Source organism: Streptomyces populi (genome assembly GCF_002911015.1).
In the GTDB taxonomy this organism is placed as follows: domain Bacteria; phylum Actinomycetota; class Actinomycetes; order Streptomycetales; family Streptomycetaceae; genus Streptomyces; species Streptomyces populi.
In genome coordinates this window covers 74,198-98,463 of sequence record NZ_KZ626843.1, presented here as the reverse complement: position 1 = coordinate 98,463, position 24,266 = coordinate 74,198, and the positions used below count along the sequence as shown (strand labels likewise).

At 72.4% G+C, this 24,266-nt stretch carries 20 protein-coding genes and 1 pseudogene; 17 read left to right on the top strand and 4 right to left on the bottom strand.

Annotated elements, in window-relative coordinates:
* The first annotated feature begins 102 nt into the window (after positions 1 to 102).
* From CW362_RS03640 to CW362_RS03620, 5 genes are all read left to right on the top strand, one after another.
* Complete coding sequence (locus tag CW362_RS03640) at positions 103 to 1,296, top strand: argininosuccinate synthase (RefSeq protein ID WP_103547862.1); 1,194 nt, start codon at positions 103 to 105, stop codon at positions 1,294 to 1,296.
* Between the two features lie 135 nt (positions 1,297 to 1,431).
* On the top strand, positions 1,432 to 2,865 hold the full coding sequence (gene argH, locus CW362_RS03635) for an argininosuccinate lyase (protein WP_103547861.1): 1,434 nt from the start codon (positions 1,432 to 1,434) through the stop codon (positions 2,863 to 2,865).
* Positions 2,866 to 3,044: 179 nt separating this feature from the next.
* Complete coding sequence (locus CW362_RS03630) at positions 3,045 to 4,016, top strand: aldo/keto reductase (RefSeq protein ID WP_103547860.1); 972 nt, start codon at positions 3,045 to 3,047, stop codon at positions 4,014 to 4,016.
* 117 nt (positions 4,017 to 4,133) lie between these two features.
* The gene (locus CW362_RS03625) at positions 4,134 to 4,685 is read left to right on the top strand and encodes a TetR/AcrR family transcriptional regulator (protein WP_240657631.1); all 552 of its coding nucleotides are present in this window, start codon (positions 4,134 to 4,136) and stop codon (positions 4,683 to 4,685) included.
* Positions 4,682 to 6,199, top strand: a complete 1,518-nt coding sequence (locus tag CW362_RS03620; protein ID WP_103547859.1) for an MFS transporter — start codon at positions 4,682 to 4,684, stop codon at positions 6,197 to 6,199. Before CW362_RS03625 ends, CW362_RS03620 begins: the two co-directional genes overlap by 4 nt.
* A gap of 212 nt (positions 6,200 to 6,411) precedes the next feature.
* On the opposite strand, the gene CW362_RS03615 is transcribed toward CW362_RS03620, so the two are convergent.
* A complete protein-coding gene (locus CW362_RS03615) occupies positions 6,412 to 7,041 on the bottom strand; it encodes a lysophospholipid acyltransferase family protein (protein ID WP_225860412.1) in 630 nt (209 codons plus the stop codon).
* 451 nt (positions 7,042 to 7,492) lie between these two features.
* On the opposite strand from CW362_RS03615, the gene CW362_RS03610 reads away from it, so the two are divergent.
* From CW362_RS03610 to CW362_RS03600, 3 genes are all read left to right on the top strand, one after another.
* Positions 7,493 to 8,656: a glycerophosphodiester phosphodiesterase gene (locus tag CW362_RS03610; RefSeq protein WP_103547857.1), complete on the top strand. Its 1,164-nt coding sequence runs from the start codon at positions 7,493 to 7,495 to the stop codon at positions 8,654 to 8,656.
* A 146-nt stretch (positions 8,657 to 8,802) separates the two neighbouring features.
* A complete protein-coding gene (locus CW362_RS03605) occupies positions 8,803 to 9,297 on the top strand; it encodes an RNA polymerase sigma factor (RefSeq protein WP_103547856.1) in 495 nt (164 codons plus the stop codon).
* A gap of 55 nt (positions 9,298 to 9,352) precedes the next feature.
* Positions 9,353 to 9,856, top strand: a complete 504-nt coding sequence (locus tag CW362_RS03600; RefSeq protein WP_103547855.1) for a GNAT family N-acetyltransferase — start codon at positions 9,353 to 9,355, stop codon at positions 9,854 to 9,856.
* Between the two features lie 24 nt (positions 9,857 to 9,880).
* Here CW362_RS03600 and CW362_RS03595 read toward each other — a convergent pair whose 3' ends face one another.
* Entirely contained in the window at positions 9,881 to 10,354 is a 474-nt protein-coding gene (locus tag CW362_RS03595) for a hypothetical protein (RefSeq protein ID WP_240657630.1), read from the bottom strand.
* 1 nt (position 10,355) lies between these two features.
* Positions 10,356 to 10,715 carry a hypothetical protein gene (locus CW362_RS03590; RefSeq protein WP_103547854.1) on the bottom strand — a complete coding sequence of 120 codons (360 nt, stop codon included), beginning with the start codon at positions 10,713 to 10,715 and terminating at the stop codon, positions 10,356 to 10,358.
* Positions 10,716 to 10,775: 60 nt separating this feature from the next.
* On the opposite strand from CW362_RS03590, the pseudogene CW362_RS44320 reads away from it, so the two are divergent.
* The 9 genes and pseudogenes from CW362_RS44320 to CW362_RS03545 all read left to right on the top strand — a co-directional run.
* A pseudogene (locus tag CW362_RS44320) lies at positions 10,776 to 11,014 on the top strand (HAD-IA family hydrolase); the annotation flags it as partial.
* Positions 11,015 to 11,368: 354 nt separating this feature from the next.
* Positions 11,369 to 12,463 carry a methionine ABC transporter ATP-binding protein gene (locus tag CW362_RS03580; RefSeq protein ID WP_103547853.1) on the top strand — a complete coding sequence of 365 codons (1,095 nt, stop codon included), beginning with the start codon at positions 11,369 to 11,371 and terminating at the stop codon, positions 12,461 to 12,463.
* The gene (locus CW362_RS03575; protein ID WP_103547852.1) at positions 12,460 to 13,197 is read left to right on the top strand and encodes a methionine ABC transporter permease; all 738 of its coding nucleotides are present in this window, start codon (positions 12,460 to 12,462) and stop codon (positions 13,195 to 13,197) included. Before CW362_RS03580 ends, CW362_RS03575 begins: the two co-directional genes overlap by 4 nt.
* Positions 13,198 to 13,320: 123 nt before the next feature.
* Positions 13,321 to 14,157 (top strand): MetQ/NlpA family ABC transporter substrate-binding protein, encoded by an 837-nt coding sequence (locus CW362_RS03570; RefSeq protein ID WP_103547851.1) that lies wholly within the window; start codon positions 13,321 to 13,323, stop codon positions 14,155 to 14,157.
* A gap of 175 nt (positions 14,158 to 14,332) precedes the next feature.
* Positions 14,333 to 14,971 carry a GNAT family N-acetyltransferase gene (locus tag CW362_RS03565; protein ID WP_103547850.1) on the top strand — a complete coding sequence of 213 codons (639 nt, stop codon included), beginning with the start codon at positions 14,333 to 14,335 and terminating at the stop codon, positions 14,969 to 14,971.
* Between the two features lie 303 nt (positions 14,972 to 15,274).
* Positions 15,275 to 16,486 (top strand): precorrin-6y C5,15-methyltransferase (decarboxylating) subunit CbiE, encoded by a 1,212-nt coding sequence (gene cbiE / locus CW362_RS03560; protein ID WP_103547849.1) that lies wholly within the window; start codon positions 15,275 to 15,277, stop codon positions 16,484 to 16,486.
* A 347-nt stretch (positions 16,487 to 16,833) separates the two neighbouring features.
* On the top strand, positions 16,834 to 20,496 hold the full coding sequence (gene cobT / locus CW362_RS03555) for a nicotinate-nucleotide--dimethylbenzimidazole phosphoribosyltransferase (protein ID WP_103547848.1): 3,663 nt from the start codon (positions 16,834 to 16,836) through the stop codon (positions 20,494 to 20,496).
* 149 nt (positions 20,497 to 20,645) lie between these two features.
* Entirely contained in the window at positions 20,646 to 21,878 is a 1,233-nt protein-coding gene (gene cobA / locus CW362_RS03550; protein ID WP_103547847.1) for a uroporphyrinogen-III C-methyltransferase, read from the top strand.
* Positions 21,879 to 21,942: 64 nt separating this feature from the next.
* A complete protein-coding gene (locus tag CW362_RS03545) occupies positions 21,943 to 22,761 on the top strand; it encodes a TrmH family RNA methyltransferase (RefSeq protein WP_103547846.1) in 819 nt (272 codons plus the stop codon).
* 59 nt (positions 22,762 to 22,820) lie between these two features.
* Here the strand turns inward: CW362_RS03545 and CW362_RS03540 are convergent, their stop codons facing one another.
* Positions 22,821 to 24,104, bottom strand: a complete 1,284-nt coding sequence (locus tag CW362_RS03540) for a serine/threonine-protein kinase (RefSeq protein ID WP_162683952.1) — start codon at positions 24,102 to 24,104, stop codon at positions 22,821 to 22,823.
* Positions 24,105 to 24,266 lie beyond the last annotated feature (162 nt).

Below are 24,266 nucleotides of genomic sequence, written 5' to 3'. Positions count from 1 at the left end.
GAAGATTCCTTCGCCGGGTGTGTGGGGCGAGCCGCGATTGACGAACCATGCAGAGTGCTGCATACTCATGCATGTCAGCGAATGCACTGTGAGGAGAATCCCGTGACCGAGCGCGTCGTACTCGCCTACTCGGGCGGTCTGGACACCTCCGTCGCCATCGGCTGGATCGCCGAGGAGACGGGCGCCGAGGTCATCGCCGTTGCGGTCGACGTCGGCCAGGGCGGCGAGGACCTGGACGTCATCCGCAAGCGAGCACTCGCCTGCGGTGCCGTCGAGGCCGAGGTCGCCGACGCCAAGGACGAGTTCGCCGACGAGTACTGCCTCCCGGCGATCAAGGCCAACGCCCTCTACATGGACCGCTACCCGCTGGTCTCCGCCCTCTCCCGGCCGACGATCGTCAAGCACCTCGTCGCCGCCGCCCAGAAGCACGGCGCCACCACGGTCGCCCACGGCTGCACCGGCAAGGGCAACGACCAGGTGCGGTTCGAGGCCGGCATCGTCGCCCTCGCCCCCGACCTCAAGTGCATCGCGCCGGTCCGCGACTACGCGATGACCCGGGACAAGGCGATCGCCTTCTGCGAGGAGAAGCAGCTCCCGATCGCCACCACCAAGAAGTCCCCGTACTCCATCGACCAGAACGTCTTCGGGCGCGCGGTCGAGACGGGCTTCCTGGAGGACATCTGGAACGCCCCGATCGAGGACATCTACGAGTACACCTCGAACCCCGCCGAGGCCCGCGAGGCCGACGAGGTGATCATCACCTTCAAGCAGGGCGTCCCGGTCGCCATCGACGGCAAGCCCGTCAGCGTCCTGCAGGCCATCCAGCAGCTCAACGAGCGCGCCGGCGCCCAGGGCATCGGCCGGATCGACATGGTCGAGGACCGGCTCGTGGGCATCAAGTCCCGTGAGGTGTACGAGGCTCCGGGCGCGATCGCGCTGATCACCGCCCACCAGGAGCTGGAGAACGTCACCGTCGAGCGTGAACTCGCCCGCTACAAGCGGCAGGTCGAGCAGCGCTGGGGCGAACTGGTCTACGACGGCCAGTGGTTCTCCCCGCTCAAGCGGGCCCTGGACGGCTTCATCGCCGAGGCCAACCAGCACGTCAACGGCGACATCCGGATGACCCTGCACGGCGGCCGCGCGGTCGTCACGGGCCGGCGTTCGGACACCTCGCTCTACGACTTCGACCTCGCCACGTACGACACCGGCGACACCTTCGACCAGGCCGCGGCCAAGGGCTTCATCGACATCTACAGCCTGTCGTCGAAGATCGCCGCCAAGCGGGATCTGGCCTAGGACGTAAGGGACTTGGCGCGGACCGTGTCGTGTCCGCCGCCTCGAACCCCCGAGCAATAGCCTGGCAGCCGCCTCCTCACGCACGTACGCGTGGGGAGGCGGTGGCACATCCACACCTTTCGAGGAGTAACGCAAGTGAGCAGCAACAGCGGTGACGTCCGGCTCTGGGGCGGACGGTTCGCCGACGGTCCCGCCGAGGCCCTGGCCAAGCTGTCCGCGTCGGTCCACTTCGACTGGCGCCTCGCGCCGTACGACATCGCCGGCTCCCGTGCCCACGCGCGCGTGCTGCACAAGGCGGGCCTGCTCACCGAGGACGAACTCACGCGCATGATCGAGGGCCTCGACCGGCTGGAGGCGGACGTCGCCGACGGCTCCTTCGTGGGCACGATCGCCGACGAGGACGTGCACACCGCCCTGGAGCGCGGCCTGCTCGAGCGCCTCGGCCCCGACCTCGGCGGCAAGCTCCGCGCCGGCCGCTCCCGCAACGACCAGGTGGCCACGCTCTTCCGGATGTACCTGCGCGACCACGCCCGGATCATCGGCGGTCTGATCGCCGACCTCCAGGAGGCGCTGATCGGCCTGGCGGAGGCGCACCCGGACGTGGCGATGCCGGGGCGCACCCACCTCCAGCACGCCCAGCCCGTGCTGTTCGCGCACCACGTCCTGGCCCACGTCCAGTCCCTGTCCCGGGACGCGGAGCGGCTGCGCCAGTGGGACGAGCGGACGGCCGTCTCGCCGTACGGCTCCGGTGCGCTGGCCGGCTCCTCCCTCGGCCTGGACCCGGAGGCGGTGGCGAAGGACCTCGGGTTCGAGCACGGCAGCTCCGCCAACTCCATCGACGGCACGGCCTCCCGCGACTTCGTGGCGGAGTTCGCCTTCGTCACCGCGATGATCGGCGTGAACCTCTCCCGGATCGCCGAGGAGGTCATCATCTGGAACACGAAGGAGTTCTCCTTCGTCACCCTCCACGACGCCTTCTCCACGGGCTCGTCGATCATGCCGCAGAAGAAGAACCCGGACATCGCCGAGCTGGCGCGCGGCAAGTCGGGCCGTCTGATCGGCAACCTGACCGGACTGATGGCCACGCTCAAGGCGCTGCCCCTCGCGTACAACCGCGACCTCCAGGAGGACAAGGAGCCGGTCTTCGACTCCTGCGACCAGCTGGAGGTCCTGCTCCCCGCCTTCACCGGCATGATGGCGACGCTGACCGTCCACCGCGAGCGCATGGAGGAGCTGGCCCCGGCAGGTTTCTCGCTCGCCACCGACATCGCCGAGTGGCTGGTCAAGCAGGGCGTGCCGTTCCGCGTCGCGCACGAGGTCGCCGGCGAGTGCGTGAAGGTCGCCGAGGCGGAGGGCAAGGAGCTGGACCAGCTGACCGACGAGCAGTTCGCGAAGATCTCGGCGCACCTGACGCCCGAGGTGCGGTCCGTCCTGAACGTCCCCGGCGCCCTCGCCTCCCGCGACGGCCGCGGCGGTACGGCCCCGAGCGCCGTCGCCGTCCAGCTCGCCGAGATCAAGACGGACGTCGCCGCCCAGCAGACGTGGGCGGCGGCGAAGCGGAAGCAGTAGCAGGAGCGGGGTTCGCGCCGGGGGCCGGTTCGGGAGCGGAGGGCTGACGCCGCCCGCCGCCGGGCCGGCCCGCCCGCGGAGCGGACACGGTCCGCGGTCCGGGGCGGGTGCCGTACGGCGGAGGGTGTCGCGGGTTACGTTGGCCGGGAGCCGCAAGGAGCCGACCGAACGGAGCCGCGATGCCCTTCGCACGTCTCGCCTCAGCCACGACTCCCACCGCCCACCTCGGCCTGGGGCTCGCCGCGGTGGGGCGCCCCGGCTACATCAACCTCGGGCGCGAGGAGGACCTCCCGGCCGACCGCAGCGTCGACGCCCTGCGCGAGCGCACCCGTGAACTCCTCGAGGCCGCCTACGCCCAGGGCGTGCGCTACTTCGACGTGGCCCGTTCCTACGGCCGCTCCGAGGAGTTCCTCGCCGACTGGCTGAGCGGCCGCCCGGACGTCGACGACGTCGTCGTCGGCAGCAAGTGGGGCTACGCCTACACCGCCGACTGGCGCACCGACGCCGAGACGCACGAGGTCAAGGACCACGGCCTCGCCATGTACGAGCGGCAGCGCGCCGAGACCGCGGAACTGCTCGGCGACCGGCTCGACCTCTACCAGATCCACTCGGTGACCCCGGACAGTCCGGCCCTCACCGACAAGGAACTGCACGCGGCCCTCGCCGAGGCGGCCGCCGGCGGTCTGTCGATCGGCTTCTCCACCAGCGGACCCGCCCAGGCGGAGGCGATCCGGGCGGCGCTGGCCGTCACGGTCGACGGCGAGCCGCTCTTCCGTACCGTCCAGTCCACGTACAACGTCCTGGAGACCTCCGCCGCCCCGGCGCTCGCCGAGGCCCACGACGCCGGGCTCACGGTGATCGTCAAGGAGGGAGTGGCCAACGGCCGGCTCGCCGGGCCCGGTGCGCCCGAGGTCCTGCGCGCCGTCGCCGAGGAGACCTCCCTGGGCTGCGACGCGGTCGCCCTCGCGCTGATCCTGCGGCAGCCCTGGGCCGGCGTCGTGCTGTCGGGGGCGGCCACCGCCAACCAGCTCGCCTCGAACCTGCACGCGGCGGTCGTCGACCTCGACGAGGACCAGCTGTCCCGGCTCGCCGCGCTGGTGGAGGAACCGCGGGCGTACTGGGAGCGGCGCGGGCAGTTGCCCTGGCACTGAGCGCCAAGGGGCCGGGAGTCCCGTCGGAGGCGCGTTTCGGGCACCCGAGGCAGATGGGTATGAGACGCGCATGCTCCTTGTGAGACATTCATGTCTCACTTGCGGTACTGTTGTCTCATGGCTGTCGACCGTGAACACGTGCTGCGCAGCGCAGCCGCCCTGCTCACCCGCAAATCCACCGCGACGATGGACGAGGTGGCCAAGGCCGCCGGGATCAGCCGGGCCACGCTGCACCGCCAGTTCGCCGGCCGGGACGCGCTGGTCCGGGCGCTGGAGGCGCTCGGCATCGAGGAGTGCGAGGCCGCGCTGGACGCGGCCCGTCTCGGTGACGGCACCGCCCAGGAGGCCGTGCGCCGCCTGGTGGGCGAGCTGGAGCGGTCGGCCGGACTGCTCGCCTTCCTCTACACGGAGAACCAGCTGTTCGAGGGCGACGGTCAGCACGAGGGCTGGGCCCGGATCGACGTCCGGGTGGCCGCGCTGTTCCGGCGCGGCCAGGAGAGCGGCGAGTTCCGCATCGATCTCACCCCGGCCTGGCTCACCGAGGCGCTCTACGGGCTGATGGCCTCGGCGTCCTGGGCCGTGACCGAGGGCCGGGTCGCCGCCAAGGACTTCCACCACATGATCGTCGAGCTGTTGCTCGGCGGCGCGCTCAGGAGAGAGGAACCATGACCAGCACCCTGCGGCCGGCGGTCGCGACGGAGACGCGGAAGCGCCCGGGCCGCTGGCTCGCGCTCTGCGTCCTCGTCCTCGCCGTGCTGCTGGTGGCCGTCGACGCGACCGTCCTCGGCCTCGCGACCCCGTACATCAGTGAGGACCTCGAACCCTCGGGCACCCAGCTCCTGTGGATCGGTGACGTCTACTCCTTCGTCATCGCCGGTCTGCTCGTCTCCATGGGCAGTCTCGGTGACCGCATCGGCCGCAAGAGGCTGCTGCTGACCGGCGCCACGGCGTTCGGCCTGATATCCGTGCTCAACGCCTATGCCACGACACCCGGGATGATGATCCTGGCGCGGGCGCTGCTCGGCGTCGCGGGCGCGACCCTGATGCCCGCCACCCTGGCCCTGATCCGCAACATCTTCCACGACCCGCGCGAGCGCAGCCTCGCCATCGGCATCTGGGGCGCGACGGCCTCCGCTGGCACCGCGGTGGGGCCCGTCGTCGGCGGCTTCCTGCTCGAGCACTTCTGGTGGGGCTCGGTCTTCCTCATCAACCTGCCGGTGATGGTGGTCCTCGTCCTCGTCGGGCGCAGACTGCTCCCCGAGTCGAAGAGCCCGGACCCCGGCCCCTGGGACCTGATCGGCGTGACGCTCTCGCTCGTCGGGCTCATCGGTGTGGTGTACGCGGTGAAGGAGCTCGCCGCGCACGGGCCGGGCGGCGCGGCGCTCGCCGCGGGCCTGCTGGGGGCGGTCGCCCTCTTCTGCTTCGTGCGTCGCCAACTGTCGCTCACGAAGCCGCTGTTGGACGTCCGTCTGTTCCGCAACCGGGGGTTCTCCGGTGCGGTCCTCGCCGACCTGTTCACGGTGCTCGGTATGTCAGGGCTCGTGTTCTTCCTGTCCCAGTACCTGCAACTCGTGCAGGGCCGCGGCCCGTTCGAGGCGGGGCTCGCCGAAGTCCCCGCCGCCGTGGGCGCGGTGGCGGCGGGTCTGGTCGCCGGGCGGTTCGCGCGGCGCTTCTCCGTGCGGACCGTCGTGTCCGGCGGACTCGCCGCGGTGGGCCTCGCGCTCGGCGTGCTCACGGTGCTGGACCGCTCCACCGGCTATCCGCTGCTCGGCGCGGCCCTGCTGGTCGTCGGTGTCGGCGCGGGCTTCTCGTTCACCGTCACCGCCGACGTCATCCTCTCCGCCGTGCCCAAGGAGCAGGCGGGCGCCGCGTCCGCGGTCTCCGAGACGGCGTACGAACTCGGAGCGGCTCTGGGCATCGCCCTGCTCGGCTCCGTCGTGACCGGCGTCTACGCCGGCTTCACCGGCCCCGCGGGCACGCCGGCCGCGGCGCACGACTCGCTGGGCGGAGCGGTGGAGGCCGCCGGACACCTGCCCGAGCACACCGCCGAGGCACTGCTGACCGCGGCCAGGGAGTCCTTCGTGGACGGTCTGGCACTCGCCTCCGGCGCGGGCGCGGCGGTCCTGCTCGCCACCGCGGCGGCGGCCTGGTTCCTGCTGCGGGACCAGAAGCTGGAAGCGTAACCGCGCGGGAGCGGGGACCTGGCGAGATGCGCTGGGCCCGCGGGAACGGGTAGCCGGCGGGATGTGCGTGGCCGCGCCGGATGGGGCCCCGGTGGGAGGCGCGTGGCCGCGCCGGAACGGGGGCCTCGGCGGGAGACGTGGCCGCAAAAGGGTGGGCTCCGACCGGAGATCTCCGGTCGGAGCCCACCCTTTTGCCCTGGTGTGCCGCGCCGCTAGGCGGCCTTCGCCTTGGTGGCGTACATGTCGACGTACTCCTGGCCGGAGAGCCGCATGACCTCGGTCATCACGGAGTCGGTGACGGCGCGCAGCACGTACCGGTCGCGGTCCATGCCCTCGTAGCGCGAGAACTCCATGGCCGGTCCGAAGCGGACCGTGACCTTGCCCGGCCGCGGCATGCCCGCGCCGCCCGGCTGGAGCTTGTCCGTGCCGATCATCGCGAAGGGGACGACCGGGGCGCCGGTCATCAGGGTGAGCCGGGCGATGCCGGTGCGGCCGCGGTACAGACGGCCGTCGGGGGAGCGGGTGCCCTCGGGGTAGATCCCGAAGATCTTGCCCTCCTCCAGGACCCGGCGGCCGGTCATCAGCGCGGCCACGCCGCCGTTGGCGCCGTCCCGGTCCACCGGGATCATGCCGACGCCGGTGAAGAACCACGCCATGAGCCGGCCCTTGAGGCCCTTGCCCGTGACGTACTCGTCCTTGCCGATGAAGAACACCTGCCGGTCGCAGACCAGCGGAAGGATCATCGAGTCGATGAACGTGAGGTGGTTGCCGGCGAGGATCACCGGGCCGTCGCCGGGGATGTTCTCCACGCCTTCCACCCGTAGGCGGAACATCGGGCGCATGATCGTTCCGAACACTGCCTTGATGAGCGCGAAGCGGGACAACGGGCCCTCCGGTTTCAAGGGATCGGTATGGAATCTGTGCAGGTGAGGACGATACTCGCGGTTCCCGGTCGATTGCACATCGACTTCATCGACCGGATACGCACTGTTGACCTACGTTTACCTGCGGTTGCGTGCCCGTGAGCGGTGGAGAGCGGGGCGGACCGGTGTGACGGACATCGCGTACGGGTACCGGCGAACGGGTGAGCGCCCGGTGCGGGGCCGCTCGCCCGCCTCGGGTCACGCCTACCCGGGACCGCCCGGCCGATGCCGACGGACCGTCATGTTCCGCTTGCCGTGCGGCCGTCCGAGGTCACCCACTGTTCCGCCGCGGGCCTCCCCGTCGTCACACGGGGGCACCTACGATCGTCCCGCTTCGTCAGGCAGGGCACCTACGGCGGGAGGAGCGCTCATGGGGGCGCAGGAGTCGAACGGTCAGGAGCGGGGAACGGCGCGGCGGACGCTGCTCTCGGCCGCGGTGCTCGGGGCGGGCGGAGCGGCCCTCGGCCTGCCCGGCACCGCGAGCGCGGACGGACGCCACGGGGGCGGCGGCTACCGGAGCCTGCCCAGACCGACCGTCATCGGACACCGCGGGGCCAGCGGCTACCGGCCGGAGCACACCTTCGGCTCGTACCAGCTCGCCCTCGACCTGGGCGCCGACGTCGTCGAGGCGGGTGACCTGGTGCCCACCAGGGACGGTCACCTCGTGTGCCGGCACGAACCGGAGATCGGCGGGACCACGGACGTCGCGGCGCACCCCGAGTTCGCCGGCCGCCGCACCACCAAGACGCTCGACGGGGTCCCCACCACCGGCTGGTTCACCGAGGACTTCACGCTCGCCGAACTGAAGACCCTGCGCGCCGTGGAGCGCGTCCCCGCCAACCGTCCGCACAACACCCTCTACGACGGCCGCTGGGAGATCCCCACCTTCGAAGAGGTGCTCCGCTGGCAGGACGAGCAGACCCGCAGGCGCGGCAAGCAGGTCTGGATCTACCCCGAGACCAAGCACCCCACCTACTTCCGGGCGCTCGGCCTCGGCCTGGAGGAGCGGGTCGCGAAACTGCTGCGCAAGTACGGCAAGGACAGGAAGGACTCGCCGGTCATCCTCCAGTCCTTCGAGCCGAGCAGCATCCAGCGGCTGGACGAGCTCGTCGGCAACCCGCTCGTCGTCCTGCTGTCGGCCGCGAACACCCGTCCCTGGGACTTCGTCGCGGCGGGCGACCCCCGCACGGTCGCCGACCTCGTCACACCCGCCGGCCTGGAGTGGATCGCCTCGTACGCGCAGGGCATCGGCCCCACGCTCGACCTCGTCGTCCCGAAGGACGCGGCCGGCAACCTCACCAGCCCGACCACGCTCGTCGCCGACGCGCACCGGGCGGGCCTGATCCTGCACCCGTACACCATGCGCAACGAGAACCCCTTCCTCCCCGCGAACTTCCGCAAGGGCACCGCCGTGGACGCCTACGGGGATCCCTTCGGCGCCTTCAGGGCCTACTTCGAGACGGGCATCGACGGCGTCTTCACCGACAACGCGGACACCGCGGTGCTGGCCCGCGCGGACTTCCTGGGGCGGTGAGCCCGTCGCCCCGGTACGCCGGCGGACCGGTGGCCGGGAACGGGACGGAAGCCCGCAGCCGTCAACGAACCGCCCACCCGTCCCGGATGGGGTGAGAAACGGCCGCCCCGGCAACCTCTCGCCGGGGCGGCCGTGTCGTTCCACGCATGACCCACGAGATGGTGACCGCCCTCGGGCCGCTGCTCGCCGCCGAGGCGTCGGCGGAGGCCCAGGCCTGCGGCGAGGAGTCCGGCGACCTGGAGCAGGCCGTCTGGCTGCGGCTGCTGGAACGCCTGGACGCGACGGGACCGCCCGCCGACCCGCGGCGCTGGGTGCGCCGGGCCGTGCGCTCGGAGGCCCGCCGCAGCCGCCGCAGGGCCCGCGCCGAGCGGCCCTACGCCACCGAACCCGCGGACGACGACGGCCCCGGCCCGGAGCAGCGGGCGCTGGCCGCCGTCCGCCGTCGCGAGCTGCACGAGGCGGTGCGCCGGCTGCCCGGCCGCTGCCCGGTCCTGATGGCCGCCCTGCTCTCCCCGGAGGACCTCACCTACCGGGAGATCGCGGGCGAGTTGGGTATCTCACAGGGAAGTCTCGGTCCGGAACGCTCCAGATGTCTCGGATGTCTCCGGCGATTGCTGACCGCGGAGGTTGCGGCCCGCTGACGACGGGGATAGGAGTGGGGGACGACCGGAACAGGTGAGCGGGAGGCATGCACACATGGGCATGAGCGTGACCATCTCGGCGGCGACCGAGCAGGATGCGGAACCGATCCTGAAGCTGCAGTACCTCTGCTATCAGAGCGAGGCCGAGCTGTACGGCGACTACGGCATCGAACCGCTCACGCAGCCGCTCGACTCGCTCAGGGCGGAACTGGCGGGCGGCACCGTACTGGTGGCCCGGCTCGGCGACGAGGTGGTGGCCTCCGTACGCGGCGCCGTCGACGCCGACGGCACGGCCCGCATCAACAAGCTCATCGTGCACCCGCGCATGCAGCGGCACGGCCTGGGCGGACGCCTGCTCGACGCGATCGAGGCCCGCCTCGGCGCCGAGGGGGAGGCGAAGTCCTTCCAGTTGTTCACCGGCCACCGCAGCGAGCGCAACCTGCGCCTGTACCGCAAGCACGGCTACGCCCCCGTCTCGCAGGAGCGGGTGGGCGAGCGTCTGACACTGGTGACCCTGGCCAAGGGCGCCGACGCCGGAGCGTACGCCGCCAGCGCCTGACTGCGGCCGGCTCCGGCCGGGCCGTCAGCCGGCGTTCGTACGCGCCTTGCGCAGCCAGTACATCGCCGACAGCGGCAGCAGGACCGGGATGAAGAGATAGCCCATGCCGTAGTCCGACCACACCGTGGCGTCGGGGAAGGCGGACGGCTCGGCCAGCGTCCAGGTACCGACGACCAGTACGCCCGCGAGCTCGGCGGCGCAGCACACCAGCGCCGCCCTGCGCGCCGTCTCGCCGCCGCGCACGAGCGAGTACGTGATGAACCCGTAGACGAGACCGGCGACCGCGGACAGCGAGTAGGCGAGCGGCGCCTTGTCGAACTGCGTGGAGATCTGCACGGCCGACCGGGAGACGGCGCCGACGACCATCACCCCGTACAGCCACACCAGCAGGATGCCGGGGCCGCCGATGAGCCGCGCGCGCTTCGTCGCGTCCGGCTCCGCCGGGGTCCCGTCCTGTTCGTCCCGCGTCACGGTCGTGTTCTCCTCCGCGGCCGTCATCTCAGCCTCCCCAGATGTCGTAGAGCCGGACCTCGAGCACGGCCAGGACGACGCCGCCGGCCGCCACCGTGACCGAACCCCAGCGGGTGCGCTCCGCCAGCGACATGAATCCCGCGGCGGGAATGCAGGCGAAGGCGCCGATCAGATACGCCACGAAGATCGTCGTGCCCTGTTCCGGCTTCTCGCCGCGTGCCAGCTGGACGACGCCGATCACCAGCTGGACCAGGGCGAGCACGCTCACCACGGCCATGCCGATGAAGTGCCAGTCCTTGGTGGGCTGATCGCGGTGGGCGGCCCAGCCGCACCAGGCGGCGAGCGCGAGCGCGGCGACGGCCGTCACGACCGTCAGGGCAACGAACATGCCGTGACCCTATTACGGGCCAAAAGACCTGATGCGCTCGCCCCCGGGCTGCCCCGCCGGGCCGACGGCACCACCCGGGGCGAGCCCGACCCCGAGGCCTGTCCGCCGGCCGCCCGCGCACCGGGCGTGGATCCCGCCCGGTGCGTCGTCCTCGAGGACGCCCCGCCGGGCTCCGGGCGGGCCGCGCCGCGGGCATGACCACCGTGGCGTTGGCCACAGCGCACCAGGCCGGCGAACTCGACGCGGACCTCGTCGTCGAGGACCGCTCAGCCTTGTCCGTACTGGTGACGGACGAGGGGGACGGAGACCTCCGTCCGGGGCTGAAAGGCCTCCGCGACGGCCGGGGACCGTCCACCGCTGTCCGCTATTCGGACAGCGGTGGTGGCCCCCGGCCCCCGGTCTGCTTTACTTCCTCCCATGACCACGACGAGCAACCGCATCCTTGCGACCGAGGCGACCATGACGCCCGGTGCTCGTTGTATGTGTCGAATGTGTGCCTGCTAGAGGGCCCTCGCACCACCTTCTGATCCCGCGCCCCGAAGCGGGACCGCCGCGCCTCGTGTCCGTACCGCGTACGTGACCGGGCTGCCCCGCGCACACGTTCTCCTTCCGGTTCCATCGCCATCGCGAGAACCGTGCCGCGTTCCGACCGAATGCACCCGTGCCCGGCGCACACCCACGCCCCGCACTCGACAGTGACGGAAACCCCAGTGATCACGACAACGGGCCTCACCAAGGTCTACCGCTCGCGCGGCCGTGAAGTGACCGCCCTCGACGGCGTCGATCTGCACGTCCGCGAAGGCGAGGTGTACGGCGTCATCGGCCAGTCCGGCGCCGGCAAGTCCTCGCTCATCCGCTGCGTCAACCTCCTGGAGCGTCCCACCTCCGGCACGGTCACCGTCGCCGGCCAGGACCTCACCGCCCTCGTCGGGCGCGGCTCGCGCGCCGGCCGGGAACTCCGCCGGGCGCGCACCCGGATCGGCATGGTCTTCCAGCACTTCAACCTGCTGTCCTCGCGGACCGTCCAGGAGAACGTCGAGCTGCCGCTCGACATCCTCGGGCTCACCAGGAGGGAGCGCGGCCGCAAGGCCCTCCAACTCCTCGACCTGGTCGGCCTGTCCGACAAGGCGGGGTCCTACCCGGCCCAGCTCTCCGGCGGCCAGAAGCAGCGCGTCGGCATCGCCCGCGCGCTGGCCGGCGACCCGAAGGTGCTGCTCTCCGACGAGGCGACCAGCGCCCTCGACCCGGAGACCACCCGCTCCATCCTCCAGCTCCTGCGCGACCTGAACCGCCAGTTGGGCCTCACCGTCCTGCTCATCACCCACGAGATGGACGTCGTCAAGACGGTCTGCGACTCGGCCGCGCTGATGGACAAGGGCCGCATCGTGGAGTCCGGCACCGTCAGCGAACTGCTCGCGACGCCCGGCTCCGAGCTGGCCTCCGCCCTCTTCCCGGTCAGCGGCACCGCCTCCGGCGACGACCGCACCGTCATCGACGTCACCTTCCACGGGGAGTCGGCCACCCAGCCGGTCATCTCGCAGCTCTCGCGCACCTACAACATCGACATCTCGATCCTCGGCGCCGCGATGGACACCGTCGGTGGCAGGCAGGTCGGCCGGATGCGCATCGAACTGCCCGGCCGTTACGAGGAGAACGTCGTGCCGATCGGATTCCTGCGCGAGCAGGGCCTGCAGATCGAGATCCAGGGGCAGCAGCCCGAGCTGGTCGAGGAAGGTGCCGCCAAGTGAGCTGGAACGAGATGCAGCCGCTGCTGTCCGAGGAGTGTTGGAACACGCTCTACATGGTCGGCTGGTCCACCCTCATAGCGATCGTCGGCGGTCTGCCGCTCGGTCTCCTGCTGGTGCTGACGGACCGTGGTGGCCTGCTGCAGAACGTCGTCGCCAACAAGGTCGTCGGGCAGGTCGTGAACATCGCCCGCTCGATGCCGTTCATCATCCTGATGGTCGCCCTGATGACCTTCACCCGCTGGGTCACCGGCACGACCATCGGCCGCGAGGCCGCCATCGTGCCGCTCGCCATCGGCGCGATCCCGTTCTTCGCGCGTCTGGTCGAGACGGCCGTCCGTGAAGTGGACGGCGGGCTCGTCGAGGCCGTGCAGGCGATGGGCGGCAACACCTGGACCGTCGTCCGCAAGGTCCTCGTCCCCGAGGCGCTGCCGTCGCTGATCTCCTCGGCGACCACCACGGTCGTGGCCCTCATCGGCTACTCCGCGATGGCCGGCACCGTCGGCGCCGGCGGGCTGGGCGACCTCGCCATCCGCTACGGCTACCAGCGCTTCGAGACCGAGCTGATGTGGATCATCGTCGCCATCCTCGCCGTGGTCATCTCGGCCATCCAGTTCGCCGGTGACCACGCGGCCCGCACCCTGGACCGCCGCGGCGGCCACTCGGGCCCGGCCCCGAGGCTGCGCCTGCTGAAGTCCCGCCGGCCCGCCGCCGCGGACGTCGGCGAGGCCGCCTGAACGACCCGCGGACCCCGCGCGCTCCCCGGCCCCGCCGTGGACCCGCGAGGCCCCGGCCCCCTCACAGATTTCCCCGTCCACCCCATGACGGGGTCGCTCCACCCCTCAGGAAAGGCACTTTTCGTGCGTAACACTGCCAAGATCACCACCGCCGTCCTCGCCGCCGGAGCCCTCACCCTGGGTCTCTCCGCCTGCGGTTCGGACAAGGACTCCTCCTCGTCCTCCGACTACAGCGGCCCGCTCGTCGTCGCCGCCAGCCCGGTCCCCCACGCCGAGATCCTGAACTTCATCGAGAAGAACCTGGCGAAGAAGGCGGGCCTCGACCTGGAGGTCAAGGAGTTCCAGGACTACATCGTCCCCAACACGGCCACCGAGGACGGCTCGGTCGACGCCAACTACTTCCAGAACCAGCCGTACCTCGACGACTTCAACAAGAAGCGCGGCACCCACATCGTGCCCGTCGTCACGGTGCACCTGGAGCCGCTCGGCCTCTACTCCCACAAGGTGAAGAGCGCCGACGCGCTGAAGAGCGGCGCGACCGTCGCCGTGCCGAACGACGCCGTGAACGAGGCGAGGGCCCTGAAGCTGCTCGCGTCCAACGGGCTCATCACCCTCAAGGACGGCGCCGGCAGCGAGGCGACCCCGCAGGACATCGCCAAGAACCCCAAGAACCTCAAGTTCAAGGAGGTCGAGGCGGCTCAGACCCCGCGTTCCCTGGACGACGTGGACGCCGCGGTGATCAACGGCAACTACGCCATATCCTCCGGCCTCAAGCCCGCCGAGGACGCGCTCGTCCTGGAGTCGGCGACGAACAACCCGTACGGGAACTTCCTCGCCGTCAAGAAGGGCAACGAGAACGACCCGCGGGTGAAGAAGCTCGCCAAGCTGCTCACCTCGCCCGAGGTGAAGAAGTTCATCGAGGACAAGTACGCCGGTTCCGTCATCCCGTCGTTCAAGTAGGCCGGGGACCGGGCGGCCCGCCGCCCGCGGCCGCCCTCGTCACCGCACGGGGTCCACTCCATTACCCGGAGTGGACCCCGTTGTGCCGTTCGGTGGTTTCATGCTGCATGCTGGGCAGTTCAGCGGACCCGACGGTACATCAGGTCCGAAGTCCCCGACGGTTACGGAGCGTCGCATGACGAGCACCTTCCCCGACATCTCCATCAGCACGGAGCGGTTGGTCCTGCGTGCGCTCGACGAGGACGACGTGCCCGCGCTGACGGAGATGATGAACGACGAGATGGTGGCGGCGTGGACGTCGATCCCGCAGCCGTTCACCGAGGGCGGTGCCCACGACTGGATCACCGACTACGCGCCCACGGAACGGGCCCAGGGGCGTGGCCTCGACCTCGCCGTCACCGAGTTCCTCACCCAGCGCCTGGTCGGAGTCATCCAGCTCGGCAAGACCAACTGGCGGGTCCGCTCCACCGAGCTGTCCTACATCATCGCCCCCTGGGCGCGGGGCGAGGGCTACGCCTCCGAGGCCGCGCTCGCCACCGCCCGATGGCTCTTCAGCGACCAGAAGTTCGAGCGCGTCGAACTGCGCACGGCCGCCGGCAACACCGCCTCGCAGCAGGTCGCCCAGAAGATCGGCTGCATCAGCGAGGGCGTGCTGCGCAACGCCTGCATAGCGCGCACCCGGACCGAGGAAGGCACCTGGGTCGACCTGCGCACCGACTTCATCGTGTGGAGCCTGCTGCCCGAGGACCTGGACGGCATGGACGGGCACCTCGGCGACACCGGCGGCTTCGCCTCGTTCAACGACTGGAACTGAGGGGACCGGGCGGGCACGGCGGTCCCCGCGCGCGGCCCGCCCCGGCGAACGGGACCTGCCATGACGGGTCGTACACGGTCGTGGTGAGTCGTATGCGGTCGTGTCGGGTCATACGGGTGCACATGGGGCACCTCGCCGGATCCCGGTCCCGTGGACCGCGGCCGTCGTCCGGGCGGGACGGGACCGCTCGCGTCGCGCGCCACGCCGACCGGCACACCGCCGCCGGACCGCACCGGGGTACCCTCACCAAGCCCGCCCGGGCTGCACCTGAGACCTGCGAAGACCTTCTGGAGACTGACGACGATGGCCGACCGGGTCACGGTGATCGGCTGGGACGGCTCGCCGCTGACCGTTGCGGCGCGCTCCGCCCTCGGTGCCGCCACGATGGTGGCCGGCGCGGCCCACCATCTCGAGCTCCCCGAAGTGCCCGAGGGCGCCGAACGCGTCCGGCTGGGCAGTGTCGCCCTCGCCGCCGGCCGGATCGCGAGCCACCGGGGCACCGCCGTCGTCCTCGCCGACGGGGATCCGGGGTTCTTCGGCGTCGTACGCACTCTGCGCGCACCCGAGTTCGGCCTGGAGGTCGAGGTCGTGCCCGCCGTCTCCGCCGTGGCCGCCGCCTTCGCCCGTGCCGGGATGCCTTGGGACGACGCACAAGTAGTCGTCGCACACAGCCGTACGCTGCGACGCGCGGTGAATGTATGCCGAGCCCACACTAAAGTCGCAGTTCTCACCTCACCCGGGGCCGGACCCGCCGAACTCGGGCTGCTGCTCGAGGGAGTGCACCGCACCTTCGTCATCTGTGAGGAACTCGGCACCGCCCGCGAGCAGGTCACGATCCTGACCTCCGACAAGGCGGCCGACCACACCTGGCGCGACCCGAACGTGGTGATCGTCATCGGCGGCTTCGTGGCCGCAGCCCAGGGGAGCGGCTGGATCGCCGGCCGGGACCCCGGCGGCGGACCGCGCGGCTGGGCGCTGCCCGCGGGCGCGTACGGCGGGGCGCTCGGCGAGGGCGAGACCGATCTGCTGCGCGCCGCCCAACTCGCCCGGCTGGGACCGCGCGTAGGCGACCTCGTCTGGGACATCGGCTCCGGCAGCGGCGCCTTCGCCGTCGAGGCCGCCCGCACCGGTGCCGCCGTCATCGCGGTCGACCGCAGTCCGGGCTCCTGCGCCCGCGCCGAGCACTCGGCCCGCCGGTACGGCGTGCAGATGCAGATCGTGCACGGCAGCGCCCCGCACGTCCTGGAGGACCTGCCCGAACCCGATGTCGTGCGCGTCGGGGGCGGGGGAGCGGAGGTCGTCTCCGCGGTCGCGGACCGCCGGCCCCAGCGCATCGTCGCGCACGCCGCCACCCGTGACGCCGCCGAACTCATCGGCCGCGATCTGACCGAACACGGCTATGACGTCGAGTGCGCCCTCGTCCAGTCCGTCGAACTCGACACGAGGGCCTGGACGGAGAAGGAGCGGAGCGTCGCGTTCCTGCTCAGCGGCCGTCTGCCGGATCGCGCCCCGTGATCCTGTTGTCGTACTGCGCGCGGTAGGCTGGCCGATCGTCGTACCGCTCCCGGAGGTCGGCCTTTCGTCGGCCAATGTCCGGAAAACCCGCCCGTTTTGAGGCGTGTGTGGGGTACGTCGGAACCGGAGGACGCGCAACGTGGCGCAGTCCACAGCGGGCACTCGCGGATCACGCTGTCGCGAGGGCGGGATGACCGGGACAATGCCAGTTAATGGCTTTGTCGTCTTTGTAGGCGGGTCGTTCGTGCCGCTGGGCACGCACGCTCGTTCTTCACTGTGGGGCGGTCGGTGCGCCGTTCCGGGCGAGCTGGACTTTGGAGCACTAATCCGATGGGCGAGGGGTACGCATGACCGACACCGGCCAGGTCCCGGGCGAGGGATTGCCGGAGAACGCAGGCATGGTGGAGCAGCCGGGCGTCGCCGCACCGGGTGCGTACACCTTCCTCGACGCTTCCGAGAACCCTGTCGAGGACGACGACCTGCTCCTGCTGCCGGGCGCGCCCGGTGCCCAGGGAGCCTGGGGCAACGAGGTGCCGCCGCCGGCCCCGATGCCCTTCACCGACGAACCCGGTCCGCACGAGACGGACGGCCGCGACACCGGCGCCATCGACCTCGGCGCCGTGCGCGCGCCGAGCCCGGCGCCCGTGCCCCAGCCGGTCCCGCAGCCCGTGGCGCCGCGCCGTCCGCTGCACCTCGGTCCGCCCACGCCGGACGGTTCCTCCAGCCCGGTGCGTTCGCTCGCCGACCGCGGACCGGCGGGTGCCCGTCCGGGTTCCATGACCACCCCGGTCGTGCCCCTGCACCAGGCCGGCCCGCCGACCGTCGGTCCGGAGTACCTGGACGTGCCCCAGTCCGCCGAGGCCCCGCCGCAGAGCGCGGCGCCGTGGGGGACCGTTCCGGCGGGCGGCGAGGTCATGGCCGCGGAGACGGCCGCCCCTGGGACGGTCGTCCCCGAGACGGGACAGCTGCCCGGCTCCGCGGTGGACGCGGAGCCCGTACCGGACCCCGAGCTGCCGGGGGCCGCGGAGGCCGAGCAGGCACCCGCCGTCGTGGCGGAGCACCTCGTCCACGACTCGGTCCCGGCGCCCGACGCCGCCCAGGCACCCGCGCCGGAGGCCGACGCGGCGCCGCTGGGCCTCCAGGACCGGACGGACGACCCGGCCCCCGAGGCCGTGCCCGCGACGGACGGCCCGGACGCCCCGCAGTTCCAGGACGCCCCGGAGACCCCGGGCGCACCGGACACCGCCGACGCCGTGACAGGGATCGCGAGCGGGGCGGAGACGCCCGTGCCCGAGGTCGTACCGGCGCAGCTCGCCGAGGACGCCGGGCCCGCGGTGCCGCACGCCCCGGCCGAGGAGCCCGTCCCCGCCGAGGACGCCGCCGCGCAGGCCCCGGAGCAGCCCGCCGACCAGGACACCGACGGAGCCGGCCCGGCCGAGCCCGTGGTTCAGGAGGCCGAGCCCGTCGCCCCCGCGCCGGAACAGGCCGTTCCCCTCGTGGACGAGGCCTCCCTGCCCGGAGACGAGCAGCCCGTCGGAGCCCCGGTCCCGCACCCCTACGAGACCCCGGACTCCGCGCTGTCGGCGCTCTCCGCGCGCTCGGCGGACGCCTCGCAGAGCGGACAGGACATCACCCCCGACGCGGCCGAGGCCCAGCAGTTCACCGACCGGCCGGCCCCCGCCGAGAACGGTGCCGTTCCGGCAGAGGAGGCCGCCGCCCACGACGGCACCGACCTGCCCGGCCCCGGTTCCGCCGAGACCCCGCAGGCCGCACCGGTGGAGGCGGACGCGCCGACCGAGGCCGTGGGCCGGGCCGACGGTGACCCGCACCCCGAGAGCGGTACGGACCCGGCGGCGGGCGTCCCCGGATTCCCCGGCGCGCCCGTCGTGCCCCAGGCCGACCAGAGCCTCGGCCATTTCGTGCCCGTGGAGGGCACGGTGCCGACGGCCGCGCACCTGGCCCCGACCCCGCCGCACGGCGTGACCGTCCCGCCGGCCGTCGAGGAGCAGCCGCCGGCCCAGGAGCCGGCCCAGGCCGCCGTGACCGTGGCGCCCGTACCGGCCGAGGAGACTCCCGTGGCGGAGGCCGAGCCGGTCGCGCAGGCGTCGGTGCCCGCCCCCCGGGAGGCGGAGGCCGAGCCCGAGGGCGTGTCCGTGCCGCAGCCGCTCACCGCGGAGCCGGAACCCGTGGCCGCGCAGCAGGCGGAGGACCTGCGCACCCAGGGCGCGGACCAGGAAGAGGGCACGGCCGTGGTGGAAGAGGTACGCGAGTCCACCGGTCCGGCCGCCCCCGGCTTCAACGACGCCGAACGCGAGGCCGTCCTGCGGGTGATCCGCGAACGCCGCGACATCCGCAACGGCTTCCGCGACGACCCGATCCCGCACGACGTGCTGCTGCGCGTCCTGGAGGCCGCGCACACCGCGCCGTCCGTCGGTCACTCCCAGCCCTGGGACTTCGTCGTCATCCGCTCCGCCGAGACCCGGCGCAGCATGCACGAACTCGCCCAGCGCCAGCGCGAGGCCTACGCCAAGTCGCTTCCCAAGGGCCGCGCCAAGCAGTTCAAGGAAATGAAGATCGAGGCCATCCTCGACACCCCGGTGAACGTCGTCGTCACCGCCGACCCGACCCGCGGCGGCCGTCACACCCTCGGCCGGCACACCCAGCCGCAGATGGCCCCGTACTCCGCCGCGCTCGCCGTGGAGAACTTCTGGCTCGCCGCCCGCGCCGAGGGCCTCGGCGTCGGCTGGGTCAGCTTCTTCGACGAGCGCGAGATGGTCCGCGCCCTGGGCCTGCCCGACCACCTGGAGGTCGTCGCCTACCTGTGCGTCGGGTACGTCGACGAGTTCCCGGAGGAGCCCGAGCTGATGCAGGCCGGCTGGTCCAAGCGCCGCCCCCTGTCGTGGGTCGTGCACGAGGAGACGTACGGCCGCCGCGCCCTGCCCGGCGAGGAGCCGCACGACCTGCTCGCCGAGACGGTCTCCAACATCCGCCCCCTGGACGCCAAGGCGCTGGGCGAGGCGTGGGAGCGCCAGAAGCGGATGACCAAGCCCGCGGGCGCCCTCGGCATGCTGGAGATCATCTCCGCGCAGTTGTCGGGCCTGTCCCGGATGTGCCCGCCGCCGATCCCGGAGCCGGCCGCCGTCGCGATCTTCGCCGGTGACCACGGTGTCCACGCGCAGGGCGTCACCCCCTGGCCGCAGGAGGTCACCGGCCAGATGGTGGCCAACTTCCTCGGTGGCGGCGCGGTCTGCAACGCCTTCGCCAACCAGGTGGGCGCCGAGGTCTGCGTCGTCGACGTGGGCGTCGCCTCGGACCTGCCCGCCACGCCGGGCCTGCTGCCGCGCAAGGTCCGCGCCGGCACCGCCGACATGACCACGGGTCCCGCCATGACCCGGGAAGAGGCCGTCGCCGCGCTCGAGGTGGGCATCGAGACGGCCCGCGACCTGGTGGCCGCGGGCAACAAGGCGCTGCTGACCGGTGAGATGGGCATCGCCAACACGACCGCGTCGGCCGCCCTGATCTCGGTCTTCACCGGTGCCGACCCGGCCGAGGTGACGGGCCGCGGCACCGGCATCAACGACGAGACCCTGGCCCGCAAGACCGAGGTCGTCCGCCGCGCCATCGAGTTCCACCAGCCGGACCCGGCGGACCCGATCGGCGTCCTCGCGGCGATCGGCGGTCTGGAGCACGCCGCCATGGTCGGTCTCCTCCTCGGCGGCGCGTCCCTGCGGACGCCGGTGATCCTGGACGGCGTCAGCGCGGGCGCCGCCGCCCTGGTGGCCCGCGCCATCGCCCCCGAGGTGCTGGCCGCCTGCATCGCGGGCCACCGCAGCGCCGAGCCCGGTCACGTGGCCGCCCTGAACAAGCTGGGCCTGCGTCCCCTGATCGACCTCGACCTGCGTCTCGGCGAGGGCACCGGCGCCCTCCTGGCCCTGCCCGTCGTGCAGAGCGCGGCGCGGGCGATGCACGAGGTCGCGACGTTCGACTCGGCCGGGGTGACCGAGAAGTAGGTCCACGGCACGGGTGGGGTGGGCAGGCGTCCAGCGCCGCCCACCCGGCCCGCCGTAGTCTGGACTCCTACCGAAGAACCCCATGTCAGGGCCGCTCCAGAGCCGCAGCGCCCACCGCACCGCCTGCACGTACGAGGAGCCGCACCGCCATGGCCGAACACCCCGCATACCCGGTGGGCCTCCGCCTCTCCGGTCGTCGTGTCGTCGTCCTCGGCGGTGGCCAGGTGGCCCAGCGCCGGCTCCCCGCGCTCATCGCGGCGGGCGCGGACGTCCACCTCGTGTCCCCGGAGGCGACCCCGTCCGTCGAGGCGATGGCGGACGCGGGCGAGATCACCTGGACGAGGCGCCCGTACGAGGAGGGCGACCTCGCCGACGCCTGGTACGCGCTGATCGCCACCAGCGACCCGCGGGCCAGTGCCGAGGCCAGTGCCGAGGCCGAGCGCCACCGCGTCTGGTGCGTCCGCTCGGACGACGCCGACGCGGCGACCGCCTGGACCCCGGCCACCGGCCACAGCGAGGGCGTGACCGTCGCCGTCCTCACCACCGACGCCAAGGGCCGCGACCCCCGCCACACCGCCGCCATCCGCGACGCCGTGGTCGAGGGCCTGCGCGACGGGACGCTCGTCGCGCCGCACCACCGCACCCGTACCCCCGGTGTCGCCCTGGTCGGCGGAGGTCCCGGCGACCCCGACCTGATCACCGTCCGCGGGCGCCGGCTGCTGGCCGAGGCCGACGTGGTCATCGCCGACCGGCTCGGCCCCCGTGACCTGCTCGCCGAACTCCCGCCGCACGTCGAGGTGATCGACGCGGCGAAGATCCCGTACGGCCGGTTCATGGCCCAGGAGGCCATCAACAACGCGCTCATCGAGCACGCGCAGCAGGGCAAGTCCGTCGTCCGGCTCAAGGGCGGCGACCCCTTCGTCTTCGGCCGCGGCATGGAGGAGGCCCAGGCGCTCGCCGAGGCCGGGATCGCCTGCACGGTCGTCCCCGGCATCTCCAGCTCGATCTCGGTGCCGGGCGCCGCGGGCATCCCTGTCACCCACCGGGGCGTCGCCCACGAGTTCACCGTGGTCAGCGGTCATGTCGCCCCCGACGACGAGCGCTCCCTCGTCGACTGGTCGGCGCTCGCCGAACTCCGCGGCACCCTCGTCGTCCTCATGGGCGTCGACAAGATCGGCAAGATCGCCGACACCCTCGTGGCACACGGCAAGCCCGCCGACACCCCCGTCGCCCTGGTCCAGGAGGGCACGACCGCCGCTCAGCGGCGCGTCGACGCCACCCTGGCCACCGTCGCCGAGACCGTCCGCACCGAGGACGTGCGACCGCCCGCGGTCATCGTCATCGGCGAGGTCGTGGGCATCGGCTCCGGACTTCCCGAGTAACCCCGGGTAACCCAACCCGTTCCCAGCCGTTGGCACCGCACCCAGGACAAGGCAGTATCACCCTGTGGCCGATCTCATCACCGTCGAGAACCCCGACGACCCGCGTCTGCGCGACTACACGGGCCTGACCGACGTGGAACTGCGCCGCAAGCGCGAACCCGCCGAGGGCCTGTTCATCGCCGAGGGCGAGAAGGTCATCAGACGGGCCAAGGACGCCGGCTACGAGATGCGCTCGATGCTGCTGTCCGCCAAGTGGGTCGACGTCATGCGCGACGTCATCGACGAGCTCCCGGCACCCGTCTACGCGGTCAGCCCGGAGCTCGCCGAGCAGGTCACCGGCTACCACGTGCACCGGGGGGCGCTCGCCTCGATGCAGCGCAAGCCGCTGCCGACGGCGGAGGAACTGCTGCGGACCGCGCGCCGGGTCGTCGTCATGGAGTCGGTCAACGACCACACCAACATCGGCGCCATCTTCCGCTCCGCCGCCGCCCTCGGCATGGACGCGGTGCTGCTCTCCCCGGACTGCGCCGACCCCCTCTACCGCCGCTCGGTGAAGGTCTCGATGGGCGCGGTCTTCTCGGTCCCGTACGCCCGGCTCGACACCTGGCCCAAGGGCCTGGAGTCGGTGCGCGACGCCGGGTTCAACCTGCTCGCCCTCACCCCGGACGAGAAGGCGAGATCCCTCGACGAGGCCGCCCCGCACAAGATGGACCGGGTCGCGCTGATGCTCGGCGCGGAGGGCGACGGGCTCTCCACCAGGGCCCTGATGGCGGCCGACGAATGGGTCCGCATCCCGATGGCCCACGGCGTCGACTCCCTGAACGTCGGCGCGGCGGCCGCGGTGGCCTTCTACGCGGTGGCGACGGGCCGCCCCGAGAGCTGAGGACCGTGCGCCGGCCGCCGTCGTGAGGCGCGCCCGCACGGACCTGGGGACCGTACCGCCTACGGGAACGCCCCGGACGCCGGCCGTTCCTGGTGCACGACCTTGCGCGGGCCGTCGTCGAGTCCGCGGGACGGCCCCTGACACCCCTGGGCCGCCGCGATACCGAGCGCGACCAGCAGCGTCACCACCACGAACACGAAGAGCCGCTGGCGCAGCAGCCGTGGATTGGCGGGGCGCCTGCCGGTCCTGGTGGTGCGCTGACCGGGCCGTCCGGCGCCGCTGCGGGGGGCGGGCCTGTTCCCGGTGCGGCCGGTGTTGCGGACGGGCGCGGGGCGCGCCCCCGACCGCGACCCGCCGTTCGTCCCGCCGGTGCGCGGCGGGGGAGTGGTCCCCCGCGGCGGGGGCGTGGTCCCCGGACGCCGTTGGGTGCGCTGTTCGGCGTACTGCTCGGCCAGGCGTCCCGTCGGCCGGTCCGGGTCCGAGCGCGGCGCGGGCGGGCGCGCGTCCACCATGCCCTGGGCCTCGCGGGCCGCGATCTCCTTGAGCCGCAGGGACAGTTGGAGGGTGCTGGGCCGCTCCTCGGGGTCCTTCGCCAGGCAGGCCCGCACGAGCGGCGCGAGGGCGTCCGGAACCCCGTGCAGATGGGGCTCCTCGTGGACCACGCGGTAGAGCATCACCTCGGAACTGCCCTGTCCGAAGGGTGAGTCCTGGGTCGCCGCGTACGCGAGGGTGGCCCCGAGGGCGAACACGTCCGTGGCCGGGGTGACGGCGACGCCGCGCACCTGCTCCGGCGCCAGGAAGCCCGGGGAGCCGACCGCCGTGCCGACGTGGGTGAGCGTACTCGCCCCGGTCGCCCACGCGATGCCGAAGTCGATGATCCGCGGCCCCTTCGGGGACAGCAGGATGTTGGACGGCTTGAGGTCGCGGTGGACCACCCCGGCCTCGTGCACCGCGACCAGCCCCTCGGAGAGGGCGGCGCCGACGGCGGCCACGTCGGCGGCCGACAGCGGACCCTCCTCGGCGACCTTGTCGTGCAGGGAGGGGCCGGGCACGTACTGCGTGGCGAACCAGGGCCGGTCCGCCTCCAGGTCGGCGGCGACGAGCCGTGCCGTGCAGCCGCCCCTGATCCGCCGTGCCGCCGAGACCTCGCGCGCGAACCGGGAACGGAACTCCTGATCCTCCGCCAGGTCGGGCCGGATCACCTTCAGCGCGACCCGCTGGCCACGCCGGTCGGATCCCAGGTAGACGACACCCATGCCGCCCGCGCCGAGCCGTCGGTGAAGCCTGAACGAGCCGACGACACGCGGGTCCTCGCGCCTCAGGCGCATCATCGCCATGTTCATCCCCGCTGCCCGGTCCGTTTGACGAGCCACAGCTTACGTTTCCGCGGCCGGGTGCGCGCAGAGGCCGCGCCCTCTCGTTCCGATCGATTGTCAGTGCCGGGTGGGAAACTTGAGAGGTGGTCAGAGAGCGTGCGAACAGGGCCCCTTTGGGCCGCCTGTGAT

Excerpts from the sequence above, each read along its gene's own strand:
- CW362_RS03630 (WP_103547860.1), top strand. The coding sequence starts at position 3,045 with ATGCCCTTCGCACGTCTCGCCTCAGCCACGACTCCCACCGCCCACCTC.
- CW362_RS03625 (WP_240657631.1), top strand. The coding sequence starts at position 4,134 with ATGGCTGTCGACCGTGAACACGTGCTGCGCAGCGCAGCCGCCCTGCTC.
- CW362_RS03620 (WP_103547859.1), top strand. The coding sequence starts at position 4,682 with ATGACCAGCACCCTGCGGCCGGCGGTCGCGACGGAGACGCGGAAGCGC.
- CW362_RS03615 (WP_225860412.1), bottom strand. The coding sequence starts at position 7,041 with ATGCGCCCGATGTTCCGCCTACGGGTGGAAGGCGTGGAGAACATCCCC.
- CW362_RS03610 (WP_103547857.1), top strand. The coding sequence starts at position 7,493 with ATGGGGGCGCAGGAGTCGAACGGTCAGGAGCGGGGAACGGCGCGGCGG.
- CW362_RS03605 (WP_103547856.1), top strand. The coding sequence starts at position 8,803 with ATGACCCACGAGATGGTGACCGCCCTCGGGCCGCTGCTCGCCGCCGAG.
- CW362_RS03600 (WP_103547855.1), top strand. The coding sequence starts at position 9,353 with ATGGGCATGAGCGTGACCATCTCGGCGGCGACCGAGCAGGATGCGGAA.
- CW362_RS03595 (WP_240657630.1), bottom strand. The coding sequence starts at position 10,354 with ATGACGGCCGCGGAGGAGAACACGACCGTGACGCGGGACGAACAGGAC.
- CW362_RS03590 (WP_103547854.1), bottom strand. The coding sequence starts at position 10,715 with ATGTTCGTTGCCCTGACGGTCGTGACGGCCGTCGCCGCGCTCGCGCTC.
- CW362_RS03580 (WP_103547853.1), top strand. The coding sequence starts at position 11,369 with ATGCACCCGTGCCCGGCGCACACCCACGCCCCGCACTCGACAGTGACG.
- CW362_RS03565 (WP_103547850.1), top strand. The coding sequence starts at position 14,333 with ATGACGAGCACCTTCCCCGACATCTCCATCAGCACGGAGCGGTTGGTC.
- cbiE (WP_103547849.1), top strand. The coding sequence starts at position 15,275 with ATGGCCGACCGGGTCACGGTGATCGGCTGGGACGGCTCGCCGCTGACC.
- cobT (WP_103547848.1), top strand. The coding sequence starts at position 16,834 with ATGACCGACACCGGCCAGGTCCCGGGCGAGGGATTGCCGGAGAACGCA.
- cobA (WP_103547847.1), top strand. The coding sequence starts at position 20,646 with ATGGCCGAACACCCCGCATACCCGGTGGGCCTCCGCCTCTCCGGTCGT.
- CW362_RS03540 (WP_162683952.1), bottom strand. The coding sequence starts at position 24,104 with ATGAACATGGCGATGATGCGCCTGAGGCGCGAGGACCCGCGTGTCGTC.